The 26,362-nt window shown below is 40.9% G+C and carries 27 protein-coding genes; 19 read left to right on the top strand and 8 right to left on the bottom strand.

What is annotated here, in order from left to right; all coding sequences use genetic code 11:
* The 4 genes from RMB13_RS21335 to RMB13_RS21320 form a co-directional block, all read right to left on the bottom strand.
* A complete protein-coding gene (locus RMB13_RS21335) occupies positions 1–561 on the bottom strand; it encodes a TetR/AcrR family transcriptional regulator (protein ID WP_311086307.1) in 561 nt (186 codons plus the stop codon).
* A gap of 22 nt (positions 562–583) precedes the next feature.
* Positions 584–1,468 carry an alpha/beta fold hydrolase gene (locus RMB13_RS21330; RefSeq protein ID WP_311086306.1) on the bottom strand — a complete coding sequence of 295 codons (885 nt, stop codon included), beginning with the start codon at positions 1,466–1,468 and terminating at the stop codon, positions 584–586.
* Positions 1,469–1,503: 35 nt separating this feature from the next.
* The gene (locus tag RMB13_RS21325) at positions 1,504–2,292 is read right to left on the bottom strand and encodes a crotonase/enoyl-CoA hydratase family protein (RefSeq protein ID WP_311086305.1); all 789 of its coding nucleotides are present in this window, start codon (positions 2,290–2,292) and stop codon (positions 1,504–1,506) included.
* Positions 2,293–2,486: 194 nt separating this feature from the next.
* On the bottom strand, positions 2,487–3,431 hold the full coding sequence (locus RMB13_RS21320) for a DMT family transporter (protein ID WP_311086304.1): 945 nt from the start codon (positions 3,429–3,431) through the stop codon (positions 2,487–2,489).
* Between the two features lie 403 nt (positions 3,432–3,834).
* Between RMB13_RS21320 and pnuC the strand changes: the two genes are divergently transcribed.
* Both pnuC and RMB13_RS21310 read left to right on the top strand, forming a co-directional pair.
* Entirely contained in the window at positions 3,835–4,416 is a 582-nt protein-coding gene (gene pnuC / locus RMB13_RS21315) for a nicotinamide riboside transporter PnuC (RefSeq protein ID WP_311086303.1), read from the top strand.
* Between the two features lie 14 nt (positions 4,417–4,430).
* The gene (locus RMB13_RS21310) at positions 4,431–4,730 is read left to right on the top strand and encodes a hypothetical protein (protein ID WP_209830190.1); all 300 of its coding nucleotides are present in this window, start codon (positions 4,431–4,433) and stop codon (positions 4,728–4,730) included.
* A gap of 47 nt (positions 4,731–4,777) precedes the next feature.
* Here the strand turns inward: RMB13_RS21310 and RMB13_RS21305 are convergent, their stop codons facing one another.
* A complete protein-coding gene (locus RMB13_RS21305) occupies positions 4,778–5,590 on the bottom strand; it encodes an IclR family transcriptional regulator (protein WP_003653128.1) in 813 nt (270 codons plus the stop codon).
* Positions 5,591–5,863: 273 nt separating this feature from the next.
* Here RMB13_RS21305 and RMB13_RS21300 point away from each other — a divergent pair, with 273 nt between their 5' ends.
* The 14 genes from RMB13_RS21300 (at position 5,864) to RMB13_RS21235 (ending at position 19,318) form a co-directional block, all read left to right on the top strand.
* On the top strand, positions 5,864–6,169 hold the full coding sequence (locus RMB13_RS21300) for a non-heme iron oxygenase ferredoxin subunit (RefSeq protein WP_003653126.1): 306 nt from the start codon (positions 5,864–5,866) through the stop codon (positions 6,167–6,169).
* A 27-nt stretch (positions 6,170–6,196) separates the two neighbouring features.
* Positions 6,197–6,496 (top strand): recombinase-like helix-turn-helix domain-containing protein, encoded by a 300-nt coding sequence (locus RMB13_RS21295; RefSeq protein WP_003653124.1) that lies wholly within the window; start codon positions 6,197–6,199, stop codon positions 6,494–6,496.
* A 16-nt stretch (positions 6,497–6,512) separates the two neighbouring features.
* Positions 6,513–7,580 carry an aromatic ring-hydroxylating dioxygenase subunit alpha gene (locus tag RMB13_RS21290; RefSeq protein ID WP_311086302.1) on the top strand — a complete coding sequence of 356 codons (1,068 nt, stop codon included), beginning with the start codon at positions 6,513–6,515 and terminating at the stop codon, positions 7,578–7,580.
* Entirely contained in the window at positions 7,573–8,337 is a 765-nt protein-coding gene (locus RMB13_RS21285; protein ID WP_069122453.1) for an SDR family oxidoreductase, read from the top strand. The genes RMB13_RS21290 and RMB13_RS21285 overlap by 8 nt, the downstream gene beginning before the upstream one ends.
* Positions 8,338–8,348: 11 nt before the next feature.
* Positions 8,349–9,278 (top strand): VOC family protein, encoded by a 930-nt coding sequence (locus RMB13_RS21280; RefSeq protein WP_281831368.1) that lies wholly within the window; start codon positions 8,349–8,351, stop codon positions 9,276–9,278.
* Between the two features lie 28 nt (positions 9,279–9,306).
* Positions 9,307–10,518: an FAD-dependent oxidoreductase gene (locus RMB13_RS21275; protein WP_311086301.1), complete on the top strand. Its 1,212-nt coding sequence runs from the start codon at positions 9,307–9,309 to the stop codon at positions 10,516–10,518.
* Between the two features lie 42 nt (positions 10,519–10,560).
* Positions 10,561–11,784: an MFS transporter gene (locus RMB13_RS21270; protein WP_311086300.1), complete on the top strand. Its 1,224-nt coding sequence runs from the start codon at positions 10,561–10,563 to the stop codon at positions 11,782–11,784.
* Positions 11,785–11,807: 23 nt separating this feature from the next.
* A complete protein-coding gene (locus tag RMB13_RS21265; RefSeq protein ID WP_003653112.1) occupies positions 11,808–12,329 on the top strand; it encodes a cupin domain-containing protein in 522 nt (173 codons plus the stop codon).
* 36 nt (positions 12,330–12,365) lie between these two features.
* On the top strand, positions 12,366–13,190 hold the full coding sequence (locus RMB13_RS21260) for an alpha/beta hydrolase (protein ID WP_311086299.1): 825 nt from the start codon (positions 12,366–12,368) through the stop codon (positions 13,188–13,190).
* Between the two features lie 15 nt (positions 13,191–13,205).
* Positions 13,206–14,000, top strand: a complete 795-nt coding sequence (locus RMB13_RS21255; protein WP_003653108.1) for an SDR family oxidoreductase — start codon at positions 13,206–13,208, stop codon at positions 13,998–14,000.
* 15 nt (positions 14,001–14,015) lie between these two features.
* Positions 14,016–14,807 (top strand): aspartate dehydrogenase, encoded by a 792-nt coding sequence (locus RMB13_RS21250; RefSeq protein WP_017391722.1) that lies wholly within the window; start codon positions 14,016–14,018, stop codon positions 14,805–14,807.
* Between the two features lie 13 nt (positions 14,808–14,820).
* Positions 14,821–16,287, top strand: a complete 1,467-nt coding sequence (locus tag RMB13_RS21245; RefSeq protein ID WP_311086298.1) for an aldehyde dehydrogenase — start codon at positions 14,821–14,823, stop codon at positions 16,285–16,287.
* Positions 16,288–16,325: 38 nt separating this feature from the next.
* Entirely contained in the window at positions 16,326–17,966 is a 1,641-nt protein-coding gene (locus tag RMB13_RS21240; RefSeq protein ID WP_017388723.1) for a thiamine pyrophosphate-binding protein, read from the top strand.
* 155 nt (positions 17,967–18,121) lie between these two features.
* Positions 18,122–19,318, top strand: coding sequence for a hypothetical protein (locus RMB13_RS21235; RefSeq protein ID WP_281831357.1), 1,197 nt, complete (start codon positions 18,122–18,124; stop codon positions 19,316–19,318).
* 65 nt (positions 19,319–19,383) lie between these two features.
* On the opposite strand, the gene RMB13_RS21230 is transcribed toward RMB13_RS21235, so the two are convergent.
* A complete protein-coding gene (locus RMB13_RS21230) occupies positions 19,384–20,682 on the bottom strand; it encodes an MFS transporter (RefSeq protein ID WP_311086297.1) in 1,299 nt (432 codons plus the stop codon).
* Between the two features lie 238 nt (positions 20,683–20,920).
* On the opposite strand from RMB13_RS21230, the gene def reads away from it, so the two are divergent.
* Together def and RMB13_RS21220 are read left to right on the top strand one after the other, a co-directional pair.
* Complete coding sequence (gene def / locus RMB13_RS21225; RefSeq protein ID WP_311086296.1) at positions 20,921–21,403, top strand: peptide deformylase; 483 nt, start codon at positions 20,921–20,923, stop codon at positions 21,401–21,403.
* A 177-nt stretch (positions 21,404–21,580) separates the two neighbouring features.
* Positions 21,581–22,903, top strand: coding sequence for a glutaminase (locus RMB13_RS21220; protein WP_004641747.1), 1,323 nt, complete (start codon positions 21,581–21,583; stop codon positions 22,901–22,903).
* Here RMB13_RS21220 and RMB13_RS21215 read toward each other — a convergent pair.
* Positions 22,870–23,658 carry a helix-turn-helix transcriptional regulator gene (locus tag RMB13_RS21215; RefSeq protein WP_311086295.1) on the bottom strand — a complete coding sequence of 263 codons (789 nt, stop codon included), beginning with the start codon at positions 23,656–23,658 and terminating at the stop codon, positions 22,870–22,872. The two genes, RMB13_RS21220 and RMB13_RS21215, sit on opposite strands and share 34 nt — an antisense overlap.
* Positions 23,659–23,763: 105 nt before the next feature.
* Between RMB13_RS21215 and RMB13_RS21210 the strand changes: the two genes are divergently transcribed.
* Complete coding sequence (locus tag RMB13_RS21210; RefSeq protein ID WP_311086294.1) at positions 23,764–24,984, top strand: MFS transporter; 1,221 nt, start codon at positions 23,764–23,766, stop codon at positions 24,982–24,984.
* Between the two features lie 73 nt (positions 24,985–25,057).
* On the opposite strand, the gene RMB13_RS21205 is transcribed toward RMB13_RS21210, so the two are convergent.
* Complete coding sequence (locus RMB13_RS21205) at positions 25,058–26,203, bottom strand: aldose epimerase family protein (RefSeq protein WP_311086293.1); 1,146 nt, start codon at positions 26,201–26,203, stop codon at positions 25,058–25,060.
* Positions 26,204–26,362 lie beyond the last annotated feature (159 nt).

Genomic DNA, 26,362 nt, shown 5'->3' with positions numbered 1-26,362 from the left:
TTATGAACTAAGAAATCCAAGAATACGTTGTTTGACTTGATTAATATAAAACTCATCATGGGTGACACGGTACATCAAGATCGCACCTTCATAATCAGCAATACTTTGTTTTGCTAAAATCTCTGCTTGATCTTGAGAAATGCACTTCGCAAAAATAGACTGGATCGCACGTTGCCAGTCATGAAAAATGCTGCGTATTTTGGCTAAAATTTTAGGTGAGCCATATGCTGCTTCCATAGAAATGATACCTATTAAGCAGCCGTTAACACCTTGTGTAAAAAAATGAATAGCACGCTCATGCATTTGCTCAAAACGTTCAATTGCAGAGAGTTCAGAATTTACCGTATTTCCAAATAAAGAATGAATCAAATACTGATGAGTGCTATTGAGCACTTCAAGCAATAGTGCTTCCTTGTTTGGATAATAATAATAAAAAGAAGCTTTGGTTAGACCGCAAGCCTTTGCCAGCATGTCCATACTGGTGCCTGCGTAACCATAGGTTTTAAACTGCAAAGCACAGTGCTTGAGCAATTCTTCTTTCGCAAGTTTTTGCGGTCTCATCTTAAATTATCCAAAACATAAATCAGGCTTGTACCAAATTATCAAAAGTAGTACCGATTTTACTCCAGATGTGTTCGGCACCTTTTTTAAAGTAGCCCATGTGCCCAATTGTTTTCATAGAAAAATCTTGAGGTTGAAGGCTGATGTATGTGACCGGAGCTTGTCGATAATGCTGCATAAATGCACGACAAGAAGCGGGTAAAGCCCAATCATCATCAAGTGCCGATACTGCATAAATTGGTGTTTTGACAGAAGCATATTGTTCAATTAAATGTTGCTGTTCTGGGTCAGCAAAAAAATACTTAGGATTTTTACACCACTTGCGCCACTGTTTATACACATTTAATGGCAAGTCAGAACCCATATTAAATTTGCTCCAAGGCAAATAACCTGTCACAGCGACGATAGGAGGAAACACAATATTCCAGACCACTTGAACTTTAAAACGTTCTTTAAACGGCATATAGCCGTGCCAGCCAGCCCCAGTGCCAAACGTGTAGCAGGCCAATAATTTTTCATGATTAGGTAATAGCCCTAATGCGTGACCGCCGTAAGAGTGACCCACCATTAAAAGGGGTAGGGGTTCTTGTGATAAATATTCAATGGCACCTGCTAAGTCATATTGTCCCCAGTCTAAATAAGACATATCAAATCCTTTTAAAGATTTTGGACTCGATTTCCCCACACCTCGATAATCGAAGGTGAATACTTGATAACCATATTGCGTCATATATTCAGCAAAGCGACGGTAAAATTCATGTGGTACGCCAGTAGCTCCAGCAACGACAATATTGGCTTTAGCTGCTGTCGTCGTAAAGTAACGAGTGCCACCCAGTTGATAGCCATCTAAAGCTGAAAATTGTACATTTTGGCTAAGCTGATCATTCGTTTGAGTTGCTAATTGCATTGCTTTTCTCTTTATTTTTCTTGCTTGATGAAGCCTTATTTACCTTTAAAAACAGGAGGTCTTTTTTGCAACATGGCAAAAACTCCTTCTTGTACATCTTCAGTTTTTAATAAGGGATGAAGATGATTTTGTAACTGGCTAAATGCAGCGTGATAACCTTCATTGATGGCTTCACGTGCAGAGGCAAGGGTTGCTTTTACAGCAAGTGGTGCAGCTTGAGCGATATGTTCAGCGAGTTCTATTGCACGGTTGAGCTCCGTACCTTCAGGGCATATTTCTGTAATCAGGTTCATATCCAATGCGGCTTTTGCATCAAAAGGGTCACCTGTCAGTAAATAGCGCATGGCCTTGGCCCAACCTGCGGCTTGAGTAAAACGTGCTGTTGCCCCACCAAAAGGTAAGATTCCACGCTGAACTTCCATTTGCGCAAACTGAGTGTTTTCACTTGCTAAAGCAATGTCTGCATTTAGAAAGAGTTCAATACCAGCGGTATAACAATAGCCTTGTACCGCAACAATTAAAGGTTTACTCAGTTTTCGACCCACAGTGCCCCAAGGGTTTACTTCTTCATCACTAAAATCAAAAACACCTGTGGCAAGCTTAGGTTGTAACTCAACCAGATCTAATCCAGCAGTAAAATGCTCACCATGGGCAAATATTACTGCACAGCGCAGCTCATCATTATTTTCATATTCGGTGAGCGCTAGTGATAAATCTTTAATCAGGTGGCTATCAAAGGCATTACGTTTTGCTGCCCGATCTAGTCCAATTAAAAAAATATGTCCGCGAGTTTCACGGCTAACTTTTCCTTCTTGATTTGACATGTCGTGATGTCCTTTATTTGTCTTTAATAAGTTTTTAAACGATCGTTAGAAAACTGTCAAATGTAATTTGTTGATTACTTCGTAAACAAAAATAGAAGAGGGATTAAAATAAAACTAAACTTTTATTCTTAAGATTAATATAAATATGAGGGGGATAATAACCTGATGAGTGGCCTCAATCAGGTTATAGAACATTATGTTGGACGGCGTGAATACATCAGTAATCCTAGGCATAACAGGGTTAAACCTAAAATAAGATGTGAGCTGAGCTGTTCATGGTTGAACCATGTTCCCCAAAATGCAGCTAAAACTGGAGTAATAATGGTAATGAGCAACACAGTGGTCGGTTGTAGGACTTTAATGAGTTGATAATAAAAAATCATGGCAAGCACAGATGAAAAGACTGCACTGTAGAGCACCGCTATTGAAATTTTAAGGCTCGGAAATTCAGTTGGAAGATGTGACCAAAAGAAAGGTAACAGGCATATATAACCGACCCATGAAACAAGGGTAGCACCTGTCATTTGTGTAATTGGCGGAATATATGCTCCGACAGATTTTACAGCAAAAGTCGACAATACATAAAACAGCATCGCAATCAGCTCTAACATAATACCGATGCGGTTGAGCTGAAAACCTGATGAAGATAATCCTAAAGTAAAGCTCATCCCGACAAGAGCGATACCCAGCCCAAGCCACTGCCATGCCGAAAAACGTTCACGTCCTAATAAAAAAGAGCTGATGAGTCCAGACACTAACGGAGAAGTACCGTAAATAATTGAAATAATGGCAGAGGGGACTTTATCTGCGCCCATATAGCAAAAGGCCATAGAACCAAATAAGCCAATGGCTCCGGCACAATAACTTAAAATAGCTTTTTTACTAAAGATGAGTTTTAAACGAAAAAATCGTAGACAGATTAAGGCTATTGGAATCGCCAAACTGAATCGAATAAATAACCCCCATGCCCAGTGAATTTCTTGTACTGTCCAGACGGCCGCGAGTGGGGTAAGCGACCAAATAATGACGACAGCAATAAATTGGCCGGCTGTAGCGAGGCGAGTTGGAGTTAAAGAGGGTGCTACAGCCGGCTGAGTCTGTGGGGTAGAAATACTCTGTTGTTCAAATAACGGCTTCATATAAAGCTCCAGAAAGTTTGGTTTTTTGTGTTTTAAAAGGGCATAAAAAAAGCCGCGTTTTATGGCGGCTTGTGATGAAAATCAGGGGATATATTACAAATTAAATATCTCGATTTTCGCATCCGAAGCGCCAGATTGTCTAAAATAAAGACGTCGCCAATCGGCCATAGAGACATTGACCTCTAAGGCATAGAATTGGTGAGCCAGACATAAATGGGCTTTAGATAAAAACATGATAAGTATATTAAAATATAGATGATATTTTTATAACACAGAAATAGAAAAGTACAAATTATATTCAAGCATGAACCACAGATTTTTTGATTTCAAATTAGCAGTTTGCTTAACCTGATATTTTTCTCATAATACCTCGTCGAATTGATCTCTATAAGAAGCTGTTCTTATGTCACCTTTAGAAATTTTTGCAGTCTTGATTAGCCTAATTGGAGTTGGATTAACTGTTATTAGGAATATGTGGTGTTGGCTGTTTAATTTCTTTGCCTTTGTTTTATATGCTTATTTGTTCTACGAATTTAAGCTTTATGGTGAAACGATTTTACAGTTCTTTTTCATGGTCGTAAATTTTTATGGTTTTTACTACTGGTTTAAGGGAAAGCAGCAAGATCACGACATTCGTATTGAACCGATTGCAGTTCAAAAAGCAATTTTTCAAATGATTATTGCGGCGGTAGGTGGCTTACTCTTTGGTTTGATTCTTAAAAACTTTACCGATGCAGCTGTGCCAATGCTCGATTCGCAGCTTGCCGCATTTAGTTTGCTCGCAACCTATTGGACTAGTCGCAAGCATATTGCCACATGGGTACTTTGGGTTTTTGTCGATATTATTTACGTGGGCATGTTTATCTATAAAGATTTATTTTTAACAGCCGCTTTATATGCTGCCTTTGTTCTAATGGCAGCTTATGGCTGGTATCAATGGGAAAAGGTTAAAAAGAAACAAAGTTTATCTTCTGAGCCGATTTAGTTTGGAGAATGGTCATGTTGTTGAGCTTAGATGGTTATAAACAGCAACAGTTTGATCAAATTGCCGCAAAAATAATGGCCGAGCCTGCAAAATATTGTGAATTTAATTCAGTGTCAGATTTTTATAATGCTGAATGGCTCAAGGATTTTCCACAAGGCACTCAGGTGTCTGCTACAGGGTTAGATGACGGTGCTGAAGAGTTTTATGCCGTTGTACAATTTAAACAGCAGTATTTAAAGTTTGATATTAAAGAAAACCATTCGATAGTTATTTTTCAAGATATGAATGGGAACGTATTTAAGCGTAATTTTTAATTTGTAAAATAAAATTGCAAAAAAAAGCGACTTAACGTCGCTTTTTTTTAATAAATAAATTTGGAAATTTTGTTTGCTGTTTCAACAACAAGGCTTGCGATATCTTCTTTAAACGTTCTTTCATCATAAGTTGTAATTGGGCAACTCACTGAAATAACAGCGACCATTTTGCCATTTGACTGTTTAAAAATAGGTGCCGCGCAGGCTGCCATATCATGATTATAATGACCCCAGCTCACCATCGTTTTTTGTGTTTTTACATAAACTAATCTTTGCAATAAGGTTTTTAAATTGGTTGGAGTCAGTTCAGAAAAACTATCCCAATCATCAAAGTTACGGTAACGCTGACGTACTTCAGTTTCAGGTAAATCAGACAATAACATTTGACCAATTACGGTTGCATGGGCAGGCCAGCGAGTACCTAAGCTAATGTTACTCGTGAAGGTTCCCATCGACTGAATATTATTTACAAAGACAATATGTGTGCCTTCTAAAATAGAAAGATGCACAGCAAGTTTGGTTTGATCACGTAGTTCTTTCATTAAAGGCGTCGATAAATCGAGCAATGAAAGTTTAGATAAACTGTTAAAACCTAATTCCATGACTTTTGAATCAAGTGCATAAGTTTTTTGAGAAGCTTTTCTTAAATAGCCACAAGATTCGAGTGTATAGATTAGACGAAATGCACTAGAACGGTTCACTTCTAAAATTTCAGCGATTTCTGTAATCGTCATTTCTTGTGCTTGTTGGTTAAATGCTTGCAAGATGGCTAAACCCCGTACAAGACCAGGTACTAAATATCGATCATCATTTTTTGTTGTTTCTGATTCTTGCGAATCTTCTTCAATAGTTAGGCTCATTCGTGTCATTTTCCTATAAATAAAACAAGGTTCAATTTGGGGCATGCTGCTTTATTTTAGAACTATTGTAATTGTTAAAAATACATAAAACAATTTTTATATTTAAAACTTTGTTTCTTGTTCGAAACGTAACAAAATATTTAAAATTCATTAAACTAATGAATTATCTATTTATTTTTACTTTGACAAAAAATGATCAAGGGTATTATGCTTAGCTCATGTTTTGAAAATCAAATTATGTTTTGTATATAAAACAAAATGAGGACGCAAGGTATGAGTTGGATCTCAATTTGTCAGCAGGGTGACGTTAGTGAAGATGAGCCGAAAGCCATCGAAATTGAAGGGAAGAAAATTGGCGTATTTTTCGTCGATGAAAATTACTTTGCGATTGAAAATGTTTGCCCTCATGCATATGCCTTATTAACCGAAGGATTTATCGAAGATCAAACTGTCGAATGTCCATTGCACGAAGCAATTTTTGACATTCAGACAGGTGAGCTAAAAAGTGGACCGGGATGTAGAAACCTATGTACGTACCCAGTTCGTGTTGAAGGACAAGATATTCAAATTCAACTCTAGTCCTCACAGGTACAAGGAAGCAGAACAATGAAGACATTTAATGAAAAGTTGGCAAGCTGGATTCATGCAACGCCGGCAACCGATGCAGGTATCAACAATATTCAAATTCCTGGTCAATCTGAATTGTTGGTTTGGCAAACACGTTATAAAGAACCAACTGTCTACGAACAAGACTTTGTAAAGAACTTGATTCAAGCATTTTCTGCGGGCGCAACAGCATTAGATGACGTTGTTTCTGCACTTAATCAGCAGGGTTTCCGCTGTGAATCTGGTGATGAATGGACTTCTGCGAGCTTTACAGAAGAAATGCAACGTTTAGGTTATTAATTCAAGGAAGAATAAAATGAACGCAATCGTATCAGCTTCACAAAGCGCTGAAGAATATTTAGAACTCGGTTTACGTGATCAATGGCATCCAGTTTTAGCAAGTTGGGAAGTGGCTGCCAATCCGGTCGGAATTACCCGTTTGGGTGAAAACATTGTGGTTTGGCGTGATGCCGAAGGTCAGGTAAACGCACTTGAAGACCGCTGTCCGCACCGTGGTGCTCGTCTTTCATTAGGCTGGAACTTAGGTGATCGAGTTGCTTGTTGGTATCACGGTGTTGAAGTTCGTGCTGATGGTGTGGTTGCAGATGTACCAGCCGTTCACGAATGCCCAATGACAGGAACCAAATGCTTAAAAAGCTATCCAGTTAGTGAACAGCATGGCGCAATTTTTATTTGGTTTGGTATCGACGCAAATGAACAGCCAAAACCGCTTGAGTTCCCAGAGCAACTTGCAAGCGAAGAGTGGAGTGCGTTCCTTTGCCAAGCCGACTGGAAAGTAAACCATCAATATGCGATTGATAACGTGATGGACCCAATGCACGGTACATATTTACACGCGACATCACATTCAATGGCAGATGGTGAACGTACCGCAGAGATGAAGCATCGTACTACAGATAATGGCTTTGTTTTTGAAAAAGAAGGCCAAACGGGTGTGAACTTCGACTGGGTTGAATATGGTTCGACAGGTGCAAGTTGGTTACGTCTTTCAATTCCGTATCGTAAACAATTTGGTCCGGGTGGCGAGTTCTGGATTGTGGGTTATGCAACGCCAATTGATGCCAAGAATACCCGCGTATTTTTCTGGCGCTGCCGTAAAGTAAGTGGCTGGCAACGTAATGTATGGCGTTTCTTATATCGCAATCACTTAGAACAGTTGCATTGGGATGTGTTGGAACAAGACCGCATTATTTTAGAAAACCTTGCACCAAATGCGCGTGAAAAAGAGTTTCTCTATCAACACGATGTGGGTCTTGCACGTTTACGCCGTTTAATGAAAAAAGAAGCTGAAAAGCAATTAAAGAAAATTGCTGCGCTAAATGCATCAAACCGTATTGAGATGCAGGAAGAAGCTCATGGCTAATGTAGCGTTGCTGCAAGGCAAAAAAGTTTTAGTGACTGGCGCTGCACGTGGTTTAGGGCGAGATTTCGCCCAAGCGATTGCTGAAGCTGGTGCTGAGGTTGTAATGGCAGATATTTTGTCTGAGCTCGTTCAACAAGAAGCACAAGAGTTACAGAAACAAGGACTTCATGTTCATGCGGTCACCGTTGACCTTGCCGATGCGACCTCGATTGAAAATGCGGTAGCAAAAAGTGTTGAGCTGTTAAAAGGGTTAGATGGCCTTGTGAACTGTGCAGCGCTTGCAACCAATGTAGGTGGAAAAAATATGATTGATTATGATCCTGAACTTTGGGATCGGGTCATGAATATTAATGTAAAAGGCACATGGCTGATCAGTAAGGCATGCGTTCCACACTTAAAGCAGTCGGCTGCTGGCAAAATTATTAATGTTGCATCAGATACTGCTTTATGGGGGGCACCAAACCTGATGGCTTATGTGGCAAGTAAAGGTGCAATTTTTGCCATGACACGTTCGATGGCAAGAGAGTTGGGGCAGTTCAATATCTGTGTCAACACATTGTCTCCAGGTCTGACTTTGGTTGAAGCAACTGAATATGTACCGCAGGAACGTCACGATTTATATGTCAACGGAAGAGCAATTCAGCGTCAGCAACTTCCACAAGATTTAAATGGGACAGCATTGTATCTACTGTCGGATTTGTCCTCTTTTGTGACAGGTCAAAATATTCCGGTCAATGGCGGTTTTGTCTTTAACTAAGGAGTAGTCAAATGATTACAGGGATCGAGATTTTAAAGTTTGGAGTTGAAGATAGAGCCACTTCAAACAAGTTTTTAGCAGATTTTGGTTTAAACCAAAGTGCTTCTGATATTGAAGGCACTGATTTATATCAGACTCAAAATGGTAGCAAGATTTATCTATTTAATTGTGATGATGACCGTTTGCCACCTGCGATTGAGCAAGGTTCAACTTTACGTGAAGTCACTTGGGGTGTTGATCATGCTCAAGACCTTGAAGACTTGGCTGGTCGTTTAGCTGATGTAAATGGTTTTAAGCGTTTTGAAAATACAGTTCAGTGCCTTGACCCAAATGGTATGACCATTCGTTTTGAACAAAGTTTTGTGAAAGATGTTCAAGAACTTAAAACGGAAGGCATTAATCAATACGGCAATATTCAACGTGTGAATGCGGCAAGTCCTGTCTATGAAAAAGGTCAACCTGTTGCGATTGGACATGTCGTGTTCTTCACACCAGATTTAGCAGCAACTGAAAATTTCTATATTGAAAAAGTAGGCTTTCATTTGTCTGATGCCTACAAAAATCGCGGTGCATTCTTACGTTGCCGCGGTAAAGGTTATCACCATGATTTATTCTTGCTTAGTGTTCCAAATAAACCAGCTGGCTTAAATCATGTTGCATTTGTCGTACGTGATATCCATGAGGTGATTGGGGGCGGTTTAAATATGAATCGTTCGGAATGGTCAACCTTTATTGGACCGGGACGTCACCCAATTTCTTCAGCTTATTTTTGGTACGTCAACTCACCATTAGGCGGTGCATTTGAATATTACACCAACGATGATTATTTGACAGAAGAATGGCAGCCACGTGTAGAAGAACATCGTCTAGAGCTTTTCACCGAGTGGGCGATTGAGGGTGGTCTTGATGACACAACCCGCCGTCAGGTGAAGCCTGTTTAACAGGTATTGCTTTACAAGGAAGATGGCTATGGAAAAGATCGTAATTGTAGGTGCCGGACAGGCAGCGGGTTGGGCAGTAAGCACACTACGCCAAAATGGTTATGTGGGCGAAATTCACGTGGTTTCAAATGAAGATCAAGTGTTTTATGAGCGTCCGCCACTGTCTAAGCAAGTACTTTCAAAAGAAGCAACTTATGAAAGTTTGAATCTGTTTTCTAATGAGCAGGTTCAAGAGTTCAACGTTCAATGGCACAAACCGGAAATCGCAACAAAAGTCGATCGTGAACAAAAACAGGTTCATCTCGAAAGTGGTCAGGTTTTGCCCTATGACAAATTACTGATTGCAACTGGAAGCCGTGCTCGTGTGCCAGTGAATACATGGCAGTTCATTCCAAATGTTGTGACCTTACGTAATGTACATGACTGTGAACGTTTGGCTGAAATTTTAAAGCATGCAAAGAATGTCGCTGTGATTGGCGGCGGCTGGATTGGGCTTGAAATTGCGGCAACTGCGCGTAAGCAAGGTAAAGACGTTCATATTTTTGAATATGGCGACCGTTTATGTGCAAGAAGCGTGAGTCCAGAAGTCTCTGCATTTTTAAAAAATATGCATGAAACCCAAGGCACAAAAATTCATTTAGACAGCAAGAGCCTTCATCTGGTTGAAGCACCTCATCAGAAAGTTGAAGTGGTAAACCATCCACAAAATAGTCAGTTGTTTGACTGTGTGGTGGTGGGTGCGGGTGCCGAAATCGCTAAAGAGCTCGGTGTACATGCTGGCCTCGATGTGAAAGATGGCATTGTGGTGAACTGCTTTGGACAAACTTCAGATCAACACATTTATGCCGCAGGCGATGTCGCGATTCATCCGGGTTTGGGCTATTGCATTCAATCTTGGGCAAATGCACAAAATCAGGCAATTGCAGCAGCGAAGTCGATGCTGGGTATTGATACTGAATATACAGATATTCCATGGCTCTGGTCTGATCAGTACCACTTCAATATTCAGATTTTAGGTACGTATCAACCTGAAAAAGCGAAAGAGTTGGTGATTCGCCAAGGTGGTGAGGATCAGGTGAGTTATTTATATCTGGACCATGAAAATCGTTTGCTGAACATGATTGCCATTAATGATTCTAAACTGGTCAAACTGGCAAAACGTTGGATGCAAGCCAACACTGTTTTAGACCCAAAACTGTTAGAAGATTCTGAATTTAATGTCATGAAGTTAAAACCGTAAACATTAAATCTGGTTCTCATTACCAAATCGAAGGAATGACACATGAGTAATGAAGAAAAAAGTGGATTAAAGCATTGGGTACCTGCTTTTGTCCTTATGGTGTGTGTGGTACTGGCATTTTTCGACAAGATTAGTATTGCGGTTTTATTTTCAGATCCTCATTTCCAAAGTGCAATGGGAATTGCTGAAGATAAGGCCAAACTGGGATGGCTCATGACAAGTTTCTTACTTGCTTATGGTTTTTCATCAGTTTTTCTAAGCTTTTTGGGTGACATTTTTAACCCAAAGAAAATGCTGTTTTGGAGCGTAACTTCATGGGGTTTACTCATGTTTTGCATGGGGTTTACCACCAGTTATTCAGGCATGTTGATTTTACGCGTGCTGTTAGGTTTGGCAGAAGGTCCGTTGTTTGCCTTGGCTTATACCATTGTAAAACAGACATATACAGACCGTCAGCAAGCACGTGCTTCAACTATGTTCTTACTTGGAACACCAATTGGTGCATTCCTTGGGTTCCCAATCACGGCAAATGTTTTGGCACACCATGACTGGCATACCACTTTTTTTGTGATGGCTGGGTTAACGCTAATCGCTATTTTTAGCATTGTTTTCGGTTTGCGTAATTTGCAACTCAAGAAAACTGTCGAAATTGATGGCGAGAGCAAACGTACCAATTTCAAAGGCCATATTGCTAATACCAAAATACTTTTGAGCAATAGAGCGTTCTGGCTGGTTTGTCTTTTTAACATTGCATTGATGACTTATTTGTGGGGCTTAAACAGCTGGGTTCCTTCTTACTTAATGCAAGACAAAGGCTTCAACCTCAAAGAATTTGGAATGTATTCAAGCTTTCCATTCATTGCCATGTTAATTGGCGAAATCATCGGTGCGTTTTTATCTGACAAGTTAGGTCGCCGTGCAATTCAAGTATTTAGCGGCTTATTACTCGCAGGCATTTTCATGTATGTGATGGTCATCATGACCGAGCCATTATTGATTATTGCAGCGATGTCTTTAAGTGCGATGGCTTGGGGTTTTGGAGTGGCTGCTGTATTTGCTCTGCTTGCAAAAGTAACCACCTCAAATGTAGGGGCGACTGCGGGCGGAATATTTAACGGTTTGGGTAATTTTGCAAGTGCAATTGCACCTGTACTTATCGGTTACATCGTGATGCAAACACATAGTTTTAATTTAGGAATTACCTTCTTGGCTGCTGTCGCTGTCATCGGGTCATTTTTCTTGGTTCCTCTTTTAAAACGATATTAATTCACTGTATAGGAGTTTAAAAAATGACTACACAACAATTCGAATCGTGGGCACAACCAGAAAATTCTTCTTTAGAAGATTGGTTAAACACACGTATTGCTCGCTTTGAGACACGTAAATATGACTTTGAGGCTTTGAAGTTCCAAGCCGATTACGACCCGAAATATCGCCGTGCTCAAATGCGTTATATGGGTACAGGCGCAACAGGTGTTGCAAATGACGGTAACACTGTACCAGCAGAAAACTTTACGTTTTCGACCATGGTGTTGCCACCACAGTGTGAAGGTCCTTTGCACATTCACCACGACGTTGAAGAAGTTTTCTTTATGCTTCGCGGCGAAATTGATTTGTTCATTGAGCACAACGGCGAAAAATTCGAAACCCGTTTAAAAGAACGTGACCTGATTTCAATTCCACCAGGAATCTACCGTGGTCTATTTAACCCAGGTCAAGAAGATGCCTTGATGTGTGTGATGTTGGGAACAGGCAAACCGACGATTCCAAACTATCCACCAGAGCATCCATTGTCTCAAATCAAACGTTAATCGTTTGATGACGTGAGTTAAGGGAAAGGAATAAAAATGATGACACTCATTGAAAAGTTAGCAGAATTTCCGGTTAAAACGGTGACTGTTCAAGGCCAGCAACAAGCATATCGAGAAGCCGGTCAGGGCGAATACCTCGTGCTGTTACATGGCATTAGTTCAGGTTCTGCTTCATGGGTGAACCAACTTGAAGTGCTGTCTCATCATTTTCATGTCATTGCCTGGGACGCACCGGGCTATGGCAAATCAGATGAACTTTTAACTGATCAGCCGAATGCTACCGATTATGCAAAGCGTTTGGCAGCGCTGTTTGAAGTTTTAAAAATTGAAAAAGCAATTGTTGTTGGCCACTCATTAGGCGCCTTACAGGCGAGTGCATTTGCTGCACTTTACCCAGAGCAAGTAGAGCATTTGGTGATCGCCAATTTGGCTCAAGGCTACCAACGCCACGATGAACAAACACAAATTCAGGTTTTTGAAAAAAGACCAAAAATGTTGAAAGAGTTAGGCGCTAAAGGTATGGCAGAAAGCCGTGGGCCTCATTTGATTTATAAACAAGAACCACAAGCCTTAGCTTTAGTTTCAGAGGTGATGCAACAGTTGACTCTAAAAGGTTTCACACATGCATCGTACTTACTTGCCTATGACGAAATACGTAATTATTTAACAGATTTACAAGTCCCATGCACAGTGATTGCAGGGCAGCAAGATCAAATCACTCCTGCGTTAGGTATACAAGAGCTTGCTCAGGAATTGCAGTTGGAACAGCACTACATCATCCAAGATGCAGGACATCTAAGTTATGTCGACCAACCGCAAGCATTTAACCAAATTATGTTGACGATTCAGGAACAATCGTAAGAGAGATTAAGGATTATGAGCTTCCAAGTTGAAGGAAAAGTTGCAGTTGTTACGGGTGGCTCCTCTGGGATTGGGCTGGCTGCTGTTGAAATACTGGTTGCAGAGGGTGCAAAAGTAGCTTGGTGTGGTCGCGATGAAGAGCGCTTGAATGCGTCAAAGCTCTATATTTTAGAGAAATATCCGCATGCCAATATTTTTACCAAAGCATGTAATGTGTTGAAAAAAGAAGAAGTTCAACAATTTGCCAAAGACGTAAAACTCAATTTGGGCAATGTTGATATGCTCATTAACAATGCTGGACAAGGCCGCGTTTCAAATTTTGAAAATACGCAAGATGAAGACTGGATGAAAGAAATTGAGCTGAAGTATTTCAGTGTTTTACATCCGGTTCGGGCTTTTCTTGAAGATTTAAAACACTCTGCAAATGCATCGATTACCAATGTGAACTCTTTACTGGCGTTACAACCAGAGCCACACATGATTGCCACGTCATCAGCACGAGCGGCGTTGTTGAATCTCACACATTCTTTGGCTCATGAGTTTACTCAGTATGGTGTTCGTGTGAACTCGATTTTACTCGGAATGGTCGAGTCTGCGCAGTGGAAACGCCGTTATGAAACTCGCTCAGACTTAAACCAGTCATGGGAAGAATGGACAGGCAATATTGCTAAAAACCGCGGTATTCCAATGCAGCGTTTAGGCCGCCCTGAAGAACCAGCCCGTGCTTTAGTTTTCTTGGCATCTCCATTGGCATCGTACACCACAGGTGCGGCACTCGATGTCTCAGGTGGTTTTAATAAACATTTATAAATATCAGGTGCTGTCATGAAAAAGTTGATGATGATTGGTTTTGGCGCAATGGCAGCAGAAGTGCATGCTCACTTGCCTCAAGATTTGCAACTGAAATGGATTGTCGTGCCGTCTCGTAGCGTTGAAAAAGTTCAATCACAAGTGTCTTCAGAGATTCAGGTGATTTCAGATATTGAGCAATGTGATGGTGCGCCAGACTATGTCATTGAGGTGGCAGGTCAAGCAGCTGTGAAAGAGCATGCTCAAAAGGTTTTAGCGAAAGGTTGGACCATAGGCCTGATTTCGGTTGGAACTTTGGCTGATAGTGATTTTCTGATTCAGCTCAAACAAACAGCTGAAGAAAATAATGCCCATCTGCATTTACTCGCAGGTGCCATTGCTGGCATTGACGGTATTTCAGCAGCCAAAGAAGGTGGCTTGCAAAAAGTCACTTACAAAGGCTGTAAAAGTCCAAAAAGCTGGAAGGGCAGTTATGCAGAACAATTGGTCGATCTAGATCATGTGTCTGAAGCTACGGTCTTTTTTACAGGAACTGCTCGTGAAGCTGCGATGAAATTTCCGGCAAATGCCAACGTTGCTGCAACGATTGCACTTGCTGGGCTTGGAATGGATGAAACCATGGTCGAGTTAACCGTTGATCCAACCATCAACAAAAACAAGCACACCATCGTGGCAGAAGGTGGCTTTGGGCAAATGACCATTGAACTGGTTGGCGTGCCGTTAGCAAGTAACCCGAAAACATCAACTTTGGCTGCGCTTAGTGTGATTCGTGCTTGTCGCAACAGTGTAGAAGCAATACAGATTTAAGAAGGATTTGATCATGGCAAAGGAAATTTATATTGCAGGTGAATGGCGTTTGGGCCGCGGTGCGGTCATCCAAAGCCTGTTTCCGGCAGATCAGTCTGTCAATGCAGAAATTTCGACTGCAACGCTTGAAGATGTGAATGAAGCGATTGAAAAGGCTGATCAAGCTTGGCGTCAACCCAACTGGAGAAACAGCTTGCCGCATGAGCGCGCACGTATTCTTTACAAAGTTGCAGACATTATTGAAGCGCGTGCAGATGAATTAGCAAAATTACAAACACGCGATAACGGTAAACCTTTAACTGAGACTCGTGGTTTAGTGATGAGCGCTGCGGCGACTGCACGTTATGTTGCAGCGGCATGTGAAACGCTGAATGATGAGCTAACCACTCAACGTGCTCCAGACTTTATGACCATGAGCGTGCATGAACCTGTAGGCGTTGTGGCAGCAATTACACCTTGGAACTCTCCAATTGCGAGTGAAGTTCAAAAGCTTGCCCCAGCTTTGGCAGCAGGAAATGCAGTGGTGTTAAAACCAGCAGAAGCAACCTCACTGATTGCTTTAGAACTTGCCAAAATTTTTGAAGAGGCAGGTTTACCAAAAGGCTTACTCAGTGTGTTAGTTGGTCGTGGTTCGGTAATTGGCGATGCAATTGCTCAACATCCGTTGGTTCGTAAAATCTCTTTTACAGGGGGAACGACCACGGGCCGTCATTTGGCGCATATTGCAGCGGAAAAACTCATTACCACTTCGCTTGAGCTAGGTGGCAAGTCACCAACAATCGTTCTGCCAGATGCTGATGTAGAACTTGCTGCCAAAGGTGTAGCGTACGGTATTTTTAGTTCGGCAGGCCAAGCGTGTATCGCAGGCTCTCGCTTGTTTATTCATAGCAGTCTTTACGATCAGTTTTTAACGCGTTTGGTTGAAATAACCAAAGGCTTACGTGTGGGCCATCCAGAACAAGCTGGTGTGCATTTAGGGCCACTCGTAAATGAAAAACATTTGCAGTCGGTTGACCGCTATGTGCAACTTGCCAAAAGCGAAGGTGGTCAGGTTTTGGTTGGTGGCGAAGCATTAACCACTGGTGACTATGCCAAAGGAAGTTATTACTTACCCACTATTATTACGGGTTTAAGTAATAGTGCCCAAACCTGTCAGGAAGAAATTTTTGGCCCTGTTTTAGTCGTCATGAAATATGACAACGAGCAAGATTTAATTGCTCAAGCCAATGACAGTTGTTTTGGTCTTGCAGCTGGCATTTGGACTGAAAGCTACCGTAAAGCTTGGCGTATTGCCCGTGTGTTAGAAGTGGGAACAGTGTGGATTAATACCTACAAAAAGTTCTCGATTAGTGCGCCGTTTGGTGGCTTTAAAGACAGTGGTATCGGGCGCGAAAAAGGCCGTTTGGGCATTTTATCGTACATGCAGCAAAAGAGTATTTATATGGGGCTGAATGAACAGCCTAACCCTTGGTGCGATTAATAGATTCAAGGACTGAAAACAAATTTTGAGGAACAGACATGACTGAACGTGTAAATGTAGGCGAAGCAATCGCAAGAGTTTTAGAAGCGCACCAAGTTGATAGTATTTATGGTGTTATTTCCATTCACAATTTACCTATTGCCGACGCAGTAGGACGCCGTGAAAAAATGCGTTTTGTTGCTGCTCGTGGTGAAGCGGGTGCGGTAACTATGGCAGATGCACACTCACGCTTTAAAGGCTTGGGTGTAGCACTGACCAGTACTGGTGCTGGCGCTGGTAATGCGGTTGGTTCACTGATTGAAGCGATGAATGCGGGTAGTCCTGTATTGCATTTAACAGGTCAGGTTGAACGCGAATATCTTGACCGTGATGCAAGTTTCATTCACGAAACCAAAGACCAACTTACGTTTTTACGCGCATCAAGCAAAGCGGCATTTCGTATTACAAGTCCAGACAATGCAGTGGGTGTAATCCGTGAAGCCATCCGTGTGGCAACCACTGTTCCAATGGGGCCGGTAAGTGTTGAATTGCCAATTGATGTACAAGCGGCAGAAATTGATTTGCCACTTAATCTTGGGCCAGTCAAAGCATTGCAACTACCACAAGCGGATCAAGCTGAAATTGATCTTCTTGTGAGTGAAATCAAAAAAGCAAAACGCCCAATTTTCTGGATTGGCGGTGGAACTTTAAATAGTGTTGCTGAAGTTAAAGCAATTGCAGATTTAGGTATTCCGGTTGTGTCATCTACACACGGTCGTGGCGTATTGGCAGATGATCATCCACGTAGTTTAGGTGCATTCCACAACTCGGCAGCGGTTGAGCAGTTATTAAAAGATGCTGACTTAATGGTTGTATTGGGTTCTCGTTTACGTAGTAATGAAACCAAAACTTATTCGGTTGAGTTCCCTGAAAACATTATTCAGGTTGATGCTAACCCAGTGGCTCAGCAACGTAATTACAAAATTCGCAACTTCATTTGTGGCGATGCCAAAGATGTCTTAACACGTGTGTTGGAACAGCTTCAAGGTACTTCAAAAGTTGATGCCGATTACGATGCGGCTGTAGTTGCTGCAAAACAAGCTGCAATTGATGCACTGCGTAAGCAAATCGATCAATACGCTTTAATTTGTGATCACTTGCGTGCAGCTTTACCTCAAGACGGTATTTTTGTACGTGACATCACCATGTCAGGTAGTACATGGGGCAGCCGTTTATTCCCTGTACAAGCACCAAACCAAAACATTCACTCACTCGCGGGTGCAATTGGTTTAGGTCTTGCAACTGCAATTGGTGCTTCGGTTGCTAACCCTGACAAAAAAGTGATTGGTTTGGTCGGCGATGGCGGCTTAATGCTTGGCATTGGCGAAATTGCAACCATGGTGCAAGAAAACACCAACATGGTCTTAATGATTATGAATGATGGTGGCTATGGAGTAATGCGTGGCATTCAAAACAATTACTTTGGTGGTCGTCAGTATTTCAATGAATTGCATACACCAGACTACAAACTACTTGGCGAATCAATGGGTGTGAAGAGCTGGAAAGTCGGTAGTGCAGATGAGTTTAAAACTGTCATTCAAGAGGCGGTTGCATTTGAAGGACCAACGGTAATTGAGCTCGATATGAACTCGATTGGACCATTAAACTTTGCGGGTCCACCGCAAAAGAAACTGTATTAACCAGTTTGGATGGTTTAGTACATATGCGATGGGAGCTGCTAAGCCATCCTTTTTTTAGATATATTTTTTTATCTAAAAAACAATAAAAACGAAGTTTTACAGGTAAAACAAATAAAGTTCCAGCAGGATGCTGGAACTCAATCAAGGATGTAGAGATGAAAAAGACTTCATTGATCATGGCATTCATTGCACCACTCGCTATGGGGATGAGTGCAAGTGCGTTTGCAAAAGACTCATTACTTGAATGGAAAAGTGATGATGGTACCGACTCATTAAAGTTAGGTGGGGTGGTTCGGTTAAATCAGCGCTATGAAGATTGGGAAGGGCCAAACCGTGGTTTTGGTAAGCTCTATTTTGATATTTTCAGGGTAGACCTAAAAGGTAAGTTTGATGATGCATATATCAATGCGAGCTATCTGTTCCAAGACCAACAGAAAACCTCGATTGAAAAAGCATATGTCGGCTATAACCTAGATGCCAATAACAGTATTGAAGCAGGTTTGGTCTATAAACCATTTACCATTTATCCATATCCGCAAAATGGCTGGACCTATCACATTCCATTCTTTTTAGGTTATGGCAACAATATTGCACCGGGACTTAACTGGAATTATCACGACAAAGATTGGGATGTAAAACTCGGTTATTACCCGCAAATGCTAGAGACCAATTTGCGTTATTCGCCTGAAAGTGCAACTTATGATGACTTAGCAGGAAATGCGTTTCCATCTCAAAAGGCCTACCAGAATGAAAAGCGCCATCAGTTTAATACCCGCATTGTGCGTAAGTTAGAAACTGATTTTGGTAAACAAGAGGTTGGTGTGTCTGGTGCGATTGCCCAGTTACATAACAAAGTCACCGATAAAGATGGCAAGTATTATGCGGTTGGTTTGCATACCGACAACAACTACAAGCGCTTTAACTTACAAAGTTCAGTTATTCATTATCAATACGATGCTAAAAATCCGGACGGTGTAAATAGTGACATGACCTTAATGGGGAATAACGGTTTTACACCTGCCTATTTCATTGCTTCGGAAGGAACGATTGCCAGTTTAAACCTTGCCTATACCTTACCTGTCACGAATATGGGCAAGCTAAAAGCCATTAAGTTTTATAATGACTATAGCTATCTCGATAAAAAACGTGATGATTGGTCAGATTCGCAAATGAACACTACAGGTATGATGTTTATTGCTTCGCCATTTATGGTTTGGGCAGATTATACGTGGGGGAAAAACTCAAATATTATTGGTGGGGCGACCAACTCAACGGGTTATACCTCGGCTACTTCGCCAAACAGCGACAAATGGCTATATCGTATTAACTTTAATATCGGTTTTACTTTCTAAATAAAGTGACCCGTAATAAAAAACCACGCAACTGGCGTGGTTTTTTATTTAATAGATAAGCTCTTTTAATATCTGGACTTTTCAAACTTATTCCAAAATACAAATGCAGTCACAAAGGCCAAAATGGTCAGCGCAAAAATATAATACATCGCACCAATATCACTATATTGACTAAGCCAATGGACTAAAGGCAGTGTCATACCACCAACAATTGCATATGACAAATTATATGAAAATGAAATGCCCGAGAAGCGAACAGGTGCAGGGAACATTTTGACCATGCTGCTCGACACCATGCCAACAGTGCCTGAGCAAAGACCTAGCAACATATATAAGCCAAAAATAGTTGAATGTGCAACATGGCCCAAACTGTTATAAAAAACTGCTGCTGTGAGTGCTACGGCAAGCGCACCGACCATCATGACTTTGCCACAGCCAAAACGGTCAGCAAAATAGCCTGCCAAAATACAACCCACCATTTGCATGACAATGGCTGCACTTTGCATTTCAAAAGTCTGGGCACGCTCAAAACCAAATGAACCAATCAATAAATTTGGCATGGCTAAAATCACCACCACCACACAGCCTGTTAAAAACCACGTAAATAACATCCCAATAACAACGGCTGTTTTATGTGTTTTTAACACTTGTTTAACCGGCATTTCTTTTGAGATTTCTTTACGTGCCTGCATTGCCTTAAACACAGGTGTTTCTTTTAAATAAGTCCGTAAATAAAGTGCGACTAGACCAAAAATACCACCTGCAATGAAAGGAATACGCCATGCCCAGTCATGGATTTGTCCTTCACTAAAATTCAGCGAAATCCATAAAGACATCAGCGCGCCTAGTAAAATTCCTAAAGACAGTCCGGCAGTTAATAAACCATTGGCCATTCCAATTTTTCTTTCGGGAACGTGTTCAGAAACAAATGTCCACGCGGCGGGAATTTCACCCCCAATTGCAATACCTTGCACCACACGCATGAGCAATAAAAGTAGCGGTGCCAAATAACCAATATTTTCAAAAGTGGGCAATATCCCGATAAACAGAGTAGGCAGAGCCATCAGTAAAATAGAAAGCGAAAATAGTTTTTTTCGCCCGACTAGATCGCCAAAATGGGCCATTACAACCCCACCTAACGGCCTAAAAAAGTAACCTGCTGCAAAAATACCGTAAGTATTGAGCATGGCCCAAAAAGGACTAAGCGTACTTGGGAAAAAGAGGTCGGAAATGATTTTGGCGTAGAACACATAAATCACAAAATCGTAAAACTCTAAAGCGCCACCGAGTGAAGAAAGGGCGAGGGTTCGTTTATCTTCTTTATTCAGATAGTTCGCATCCTGCAACGTTAATTCTTGATCCATTTTTTACTTAATTGTTGTAATCGAAGCTTGGATATTAATGGAAAAGTGAATTAAAAGTAAATGGAGGAAATTTGTGCTATAGATGAGTGTAGATTGGGTTAACCAAGAAAAGACAAAACGGTTTAAAACTAAAAACGCTTTAGATTAAACAAAAACAGATGTAGGAATGGCTTTTCTTTTGAGCCGTTCAGCGACACAATAAAACTTGTCATAGCTAGTTTAATGAGAGATTCAAGGGATGAGTGTAGTTTTACCTGTAGCTAAGCGCGGTGAAGAAATTTTAAAACTGATTGCTGCACCTGTCTCATCTAGTGAGCTGAACAGTGATTGGCTTTATGGGCTTGCAGCCGCCATGCATGCCACTATGCTTGAACGTAATGGTGTAGGAATTGCTGCACCTCAAGTCTATATCTCTAAACGAGTCATTATTGTGGCGTCTCGACCAAACCCTCGCTATCCTGACGCACCTGAAATGGATGCAGTCGTGATGGTGAATCCTGAAATTTTAGAGTTTTCGAGTGAAACCCTCTTAGGTGAAGAAGGCTGCTTAAGCGTGCCAGATGAACGTGGACAAGTCGAACGTGCAGAAATGGTAAAGGTTAAATATACAACACTTCAGGGTGAAGTCGTTGAAACGGTTTTTCACGGTTTTCCTGCTCGTATTGTTCAACATGAAGTCGATCATTTAAATGGAGTGTTATTTGTAGAAAGAATAATCTAATCTTCTGTTTAAAGTTTTGAAAAACGTATAATGAGCTTGAAATAAAGAAGTCAACGGAATTACAATACTTATATCGTGATTTTTAATTCATTTAAAAAGTATAATTTTAATATTATCAGCAGGTTGTGCTGAAAAATTGCTCTAAAGCGCAAATCTCCTCATTTAAGGTTACGGACCATGAAAACCCCTCTCCCAGATTATTTGGCAAATGTGATAGAAGCCTGTGAGGTAGATAATAGCGGGCATCTAGCTGACTATATTCCAGAGTTGGCAAATGCAAATCCAGACCGATTGGCTTTGGCAATGTCTACGGTAGATGGTGAAATTTATTCGATCGGCGATGATGATACTGAATTCACCATACAGTCAATTTCTAAACCGTTTGTATATGCTTATGTTTTACAACAGCTTGGCATTGATGCGGTACTCGCTAAAGTCGGGGTGGAGCCTTCAGGGGAAGCTTTCAATGAAATTTCATTGGGTAAAGATGGCCGTCCGAAAAACCCAATGATCAACTCTGGTGCAATTACTGTACATTCATTGATTCAGGTCAAACATGGTCTACATAGTGCAGAAATTCTACGCCGTTTTATGAGCGAGCTTGCTGGTCGCGAATTAAGTTTTGATGAGTCTGTTTACGATTCGGAAGTCAAAACAGCCTATCGTAATCTTTCGATCGGTTATATGTTGAGAACTGTCGGAATTTTAGAAACTGATCCAGTTGATATTGTGAATGGTTACATTCGTCAATGTGCAATCATGGTTACAGTTAAAGATCTGGTACGTATGGGCAGTGTGCTTGCCAATGGTGGAGTTGACCCTAAAACTGGAAAGCGTCTGTTGAACCGATCTGTAGTGAGACAAGTACTCAGTGTCATGATGAGCTGTGGTATGTATGATGCCGCGGGTGACTGGCTTTCAACTGTAGGTATTCCTGCTAAAAGTGGTGTAGCTGGCGGTATTTTGGGTGTGCTGCCGGGTCAGGTCAGTATTGCTGCTTTTTCGCCTCGACTAGATGAGCATGGTCATAGTATTCGAGGTATCGATATTTTAGAACGATTATCTCGTGACATGGGATTACATCTCATGGAAGGTACACCTTCTGCACAAACCATTGTACAAAGCCATTACCGTACAGGAAAAGATGCGTCATTAAGTGTATATGTGCTTCGCGGCGTATTGAAATTTACTGAAGCTGAAATGTTGTTGCGCATTTTACAAGACGAGACAACTGATCAAAGCACAATCGTGATTGATTTGACCCAGATTTCGCTTATCCATGATGTGGGTAAACGTATGTTCTTAGAAGGTGTAGATCGTCTGATTGATGATGGTCATACACTCGTTTTGGTTGATCCTGAACAGCGATTAGATCATGCCAGAACCGGTAAAGATCGAGAACTCCATGTCTATCATGATTTCGATGATTTGCTCGAAAAGCATGACCTACCTGCAAAAAAAAAGACTTATAACGACATCGCGGCACTTCTAAATTGCTGAGGTGTTTTTCCGAGATGTCGTTTAAACATCGCACTGAATGCACTGGGGTTGGTATACCCCAGTGACTCGGAAATTTGAGCAATAGATTCACCATTCGCAATTTTACTCAAGGCAAGTGCGATATGCATTTGCTGGACCCATGCCCGATAAGACAACCCAGTTTCTTTTTGGAACATACGCATTAAGGTTCTCGAACTCGCACCAATATCATCAGCCCAATCTGTTAAATCTTTTGAGTGATTAGGCGCGTGTAATAACGCTTGGCAAATTTTTAATAATCGTTTGTCTTTTGGCCATGGAATCTGGATAGGCAGCAAATTGGCCCGATGAATTTCTTCAAAAATCAAAATTTGTAAAGAACGAGAAAGCTCTTGAGAGGTGACAATATTTGGAGCCTCCTCTTGTTCAATTTCGTTTAAACGAATCAAAAGCTCATGCAACAGGTTGCTCACCCGAATAATAAAGCAATGTTGCCCCATTAAAGCAGCTGCATTTACTTCAACTAACGCCGTATTTAACTTAACGTGACTCAGTGAAATGACACTATGTTCGACATGCGCAGGAATCCATAACGCACACATGGGCGGCACAATCCAGACATTATTTGGTGTAAACACCTGAATGTTTCCTGTTGATGCATACAAAAACTGAGCGCGGGTATGTGTATGAGTCGGTGTGATTTCTCGGTAGGCATGCTCAGAAGATAGCCCAATCACAAGTTCAGACAAATCAGACTGAATAAGAGAATCGGACATAATCTATCCTAAAAATTGTCACTTATACGATGATTATTGGAAGATAACTTTGTAAGCGACAATTTACAATAAGCACCTTACTTAAAATATTGGAGTTTTTCAGGTATGACGTCTTCAATACAATTGAAAGATGGTATTGCCAATACCGTTGCAAATGATCAGCCTCAAGGAATGATTATTAAAATTGTAGGCGCCGTGGCGGTTGCACATTTACTGAATGATTTAATTCAGGCCGTGTTACCAGCTATCTATCCAATGCTCAAAGCAAACTTCTCGCTGAGTTTTGCCCAAGTTGGCCTGATTTCGTTTGTATATCAAATTACAGGTTCGCTGCTACAGCCTTGGATTGGACTTTATACTGATAAACATCCAAAACCGTATCTGTTACCACTCGGAATGGTCGTCACATTTTCAGGCATTATCTTGTTGGCATTTTCACCAAGCTTTACTGTGTTGTTATGTGCATCTGCGCTTATTGGGGTAGGCTCTGCAACTTTTCACCCTGAAGCTTCACGGGTGGCTCGAATGGCATCGGGTGGACGTTTTGGTACGGCTCAATCGACTTTTCAGGTGGGTGGAAACACAGGTACTGCCATTGGTCCATTGTTAGCAGCTTTACTGATTGTACCGTTTGGACAGCATGCAGTTGCGGGTTTAGTTATATTTGCACTTTTAGCCATTTGGGTTTTATTTGGTGTAAGCCGTTGGACGATTGTTCATGCAAAAAATCAGGTAGTTACACGTGCAAACCAAGCACAGAGTAAATTACATGGTCGTAAGCTCATTATTGCCTTGAGCACCATTAGTGTGTTGATGTTCGCTAAATTTACCTACATTGCCAGCATTAGCAACTACTTTACTTTTTACTTAATTCAAAAGTTCCATATCAGTATCCAGACCGCTCAATTGCATTTGTTTGCGTTTTTGGCAGCTGTTGCTTTAGGCACATTTGCAGGTGGCCCAATTGGTGACAAGATTGGTCGTAAAGCTGTTATCTGGGTTTCATTTGTGGGTATGGCTCCATTTGCATTAATGATGCCGTATGCAAACTTGTTTTGGACAACAGTCTTATCGATTATTACTGGTTTGGTGTTGTCGTCTGCCTTTGCTGCAATGGTGGTTTACGCACAAGAAGCTGTTCCGGGCCGTGTGGGGATGATTGCTGGTTTAATGTTTGGTCTTATGTTTGGGGTAAGTGGTATTGCCGCAGCAGGCTTAGGGCATTTGGCCGATGTTAACGGCATTGAATGGGTATTTGGATTGTGTTCATTGTTACCATTATTAGGTTTCGCAACCGCATTTTTACCAAATACAAAAGTTAAATAAATGAAAAGACTCTCAGTCATATTAAACTGAGAGTCTTTTTTAGATAAATTAAATATAGTTCTAATTAAAAAGACTATTTTTGAATACCAAATTTAAATACGGTGACACTGTTATACGTTTGATTTGGGTTCAAACGTGTAGATGGGAAAGTCGGTTGATTGGGGCTGTCTGGAAAATGCTGTGTCTCTAATGCTAGAGCATCTGCTTGTCGATAAAGTACACCGTTTGCACCTGCAACATTTCCTAATAAATGATTCGCCGTATACATTTGAACGCTTGGTTCAGTGGTTAGGACTTGCATAGTCCGTTTAGATTTTGGGTCAACAACACTAGCAGCAAGATTTAATTTCCCTTGAGACTTCTGATTAATCACCCAAGTTTGGTCATAGCCATATCCATACGCCAATTGCTGATGATTCGCTCGAATATCTTTTACAATTGCTTTAGGAGTCCGAAAATCAAAAGGCGTACCTGCAACTGAAGCAATTTCACCTGTTGGTAAAGAATTTTGATCGGTTACCAATACACGGTCTGCATTGAGTTGTACCACATGATCTAGTACACCATAAGGGTTATTTCCAGCACCTGACAAGTTGAAATAAATATGGTTGGTGAGATTGGCGACGGTCGGTTGATCAGTTTTGGCCTTATATTCAATCTGGAATTCATTTTGATCTGAAAGACTGTAGATCACCTCCACATCTAACTTTCCGGGAAAACCTTGATCACCATTTGGACTGGTTAACTTAAGAGAAGCTTTGACGGTTTCACCTTTAGAAACGAGGGGCTTAACTTGCCAAACACGTTTATCAAAACCCGGATTACCGCTATGTAATGAATTCGGTCCATTATTTTTTTCGAGGTTATAAGTTTTCCCTTCTAAGCTGAATTTAGCATTGCCAATACGGTTCGCATAACGACCAATTAATCCGCCAAAATGAATGCCTTCCTTGGTATCAGTTACTTCATAGCCTTTTAGATCATCGAAGCCCAAAACAATATTATTTTGTTTACCTTGTGCATCGGGAGTCAAAATCTGTGTAATTACGCCACCAAAACTAATAAAAGATACAGAGACTCCTTTGTTATTGCTCATGGTGTATAGATCAACTTTTTGACCATCTTGAGTCGTGCCATATGGTTTTACGTTTAATGTAGCTGCATTCGCAATTTGTGCAAAGCTATAGATCGTAAAACTTAAAATTACTAATTTTTTCATGTTTATACTCTATTTTGTAATGGTAGGATATTGATGAATATAAGATTGATTTTTCATCTTTTTAATGAGTTTTTTATTATATGGTGTTAATGATTATTAACTCAGTTCATTTTAGGTATTGAACAAACTGACACTATTTAAGGTTATAAACAAATTAAC

Origin of the sequence: Acinetobacter sp. V102_4 (assembly GCF_031799005.1) — a bacterium.
Classification (GTDB): domain Bacteria; phylum Pseudomonadota; class Gammaproteobacteria; order Pseudomonadales; family Moraxellaceae; genus Acinetobacter; species Acinetobacter calcoaceticus.
Note: the sequence above shows the minus strand (reverse complement) of the source record. Positions and strands in the feature narration are given on the sequence as shown.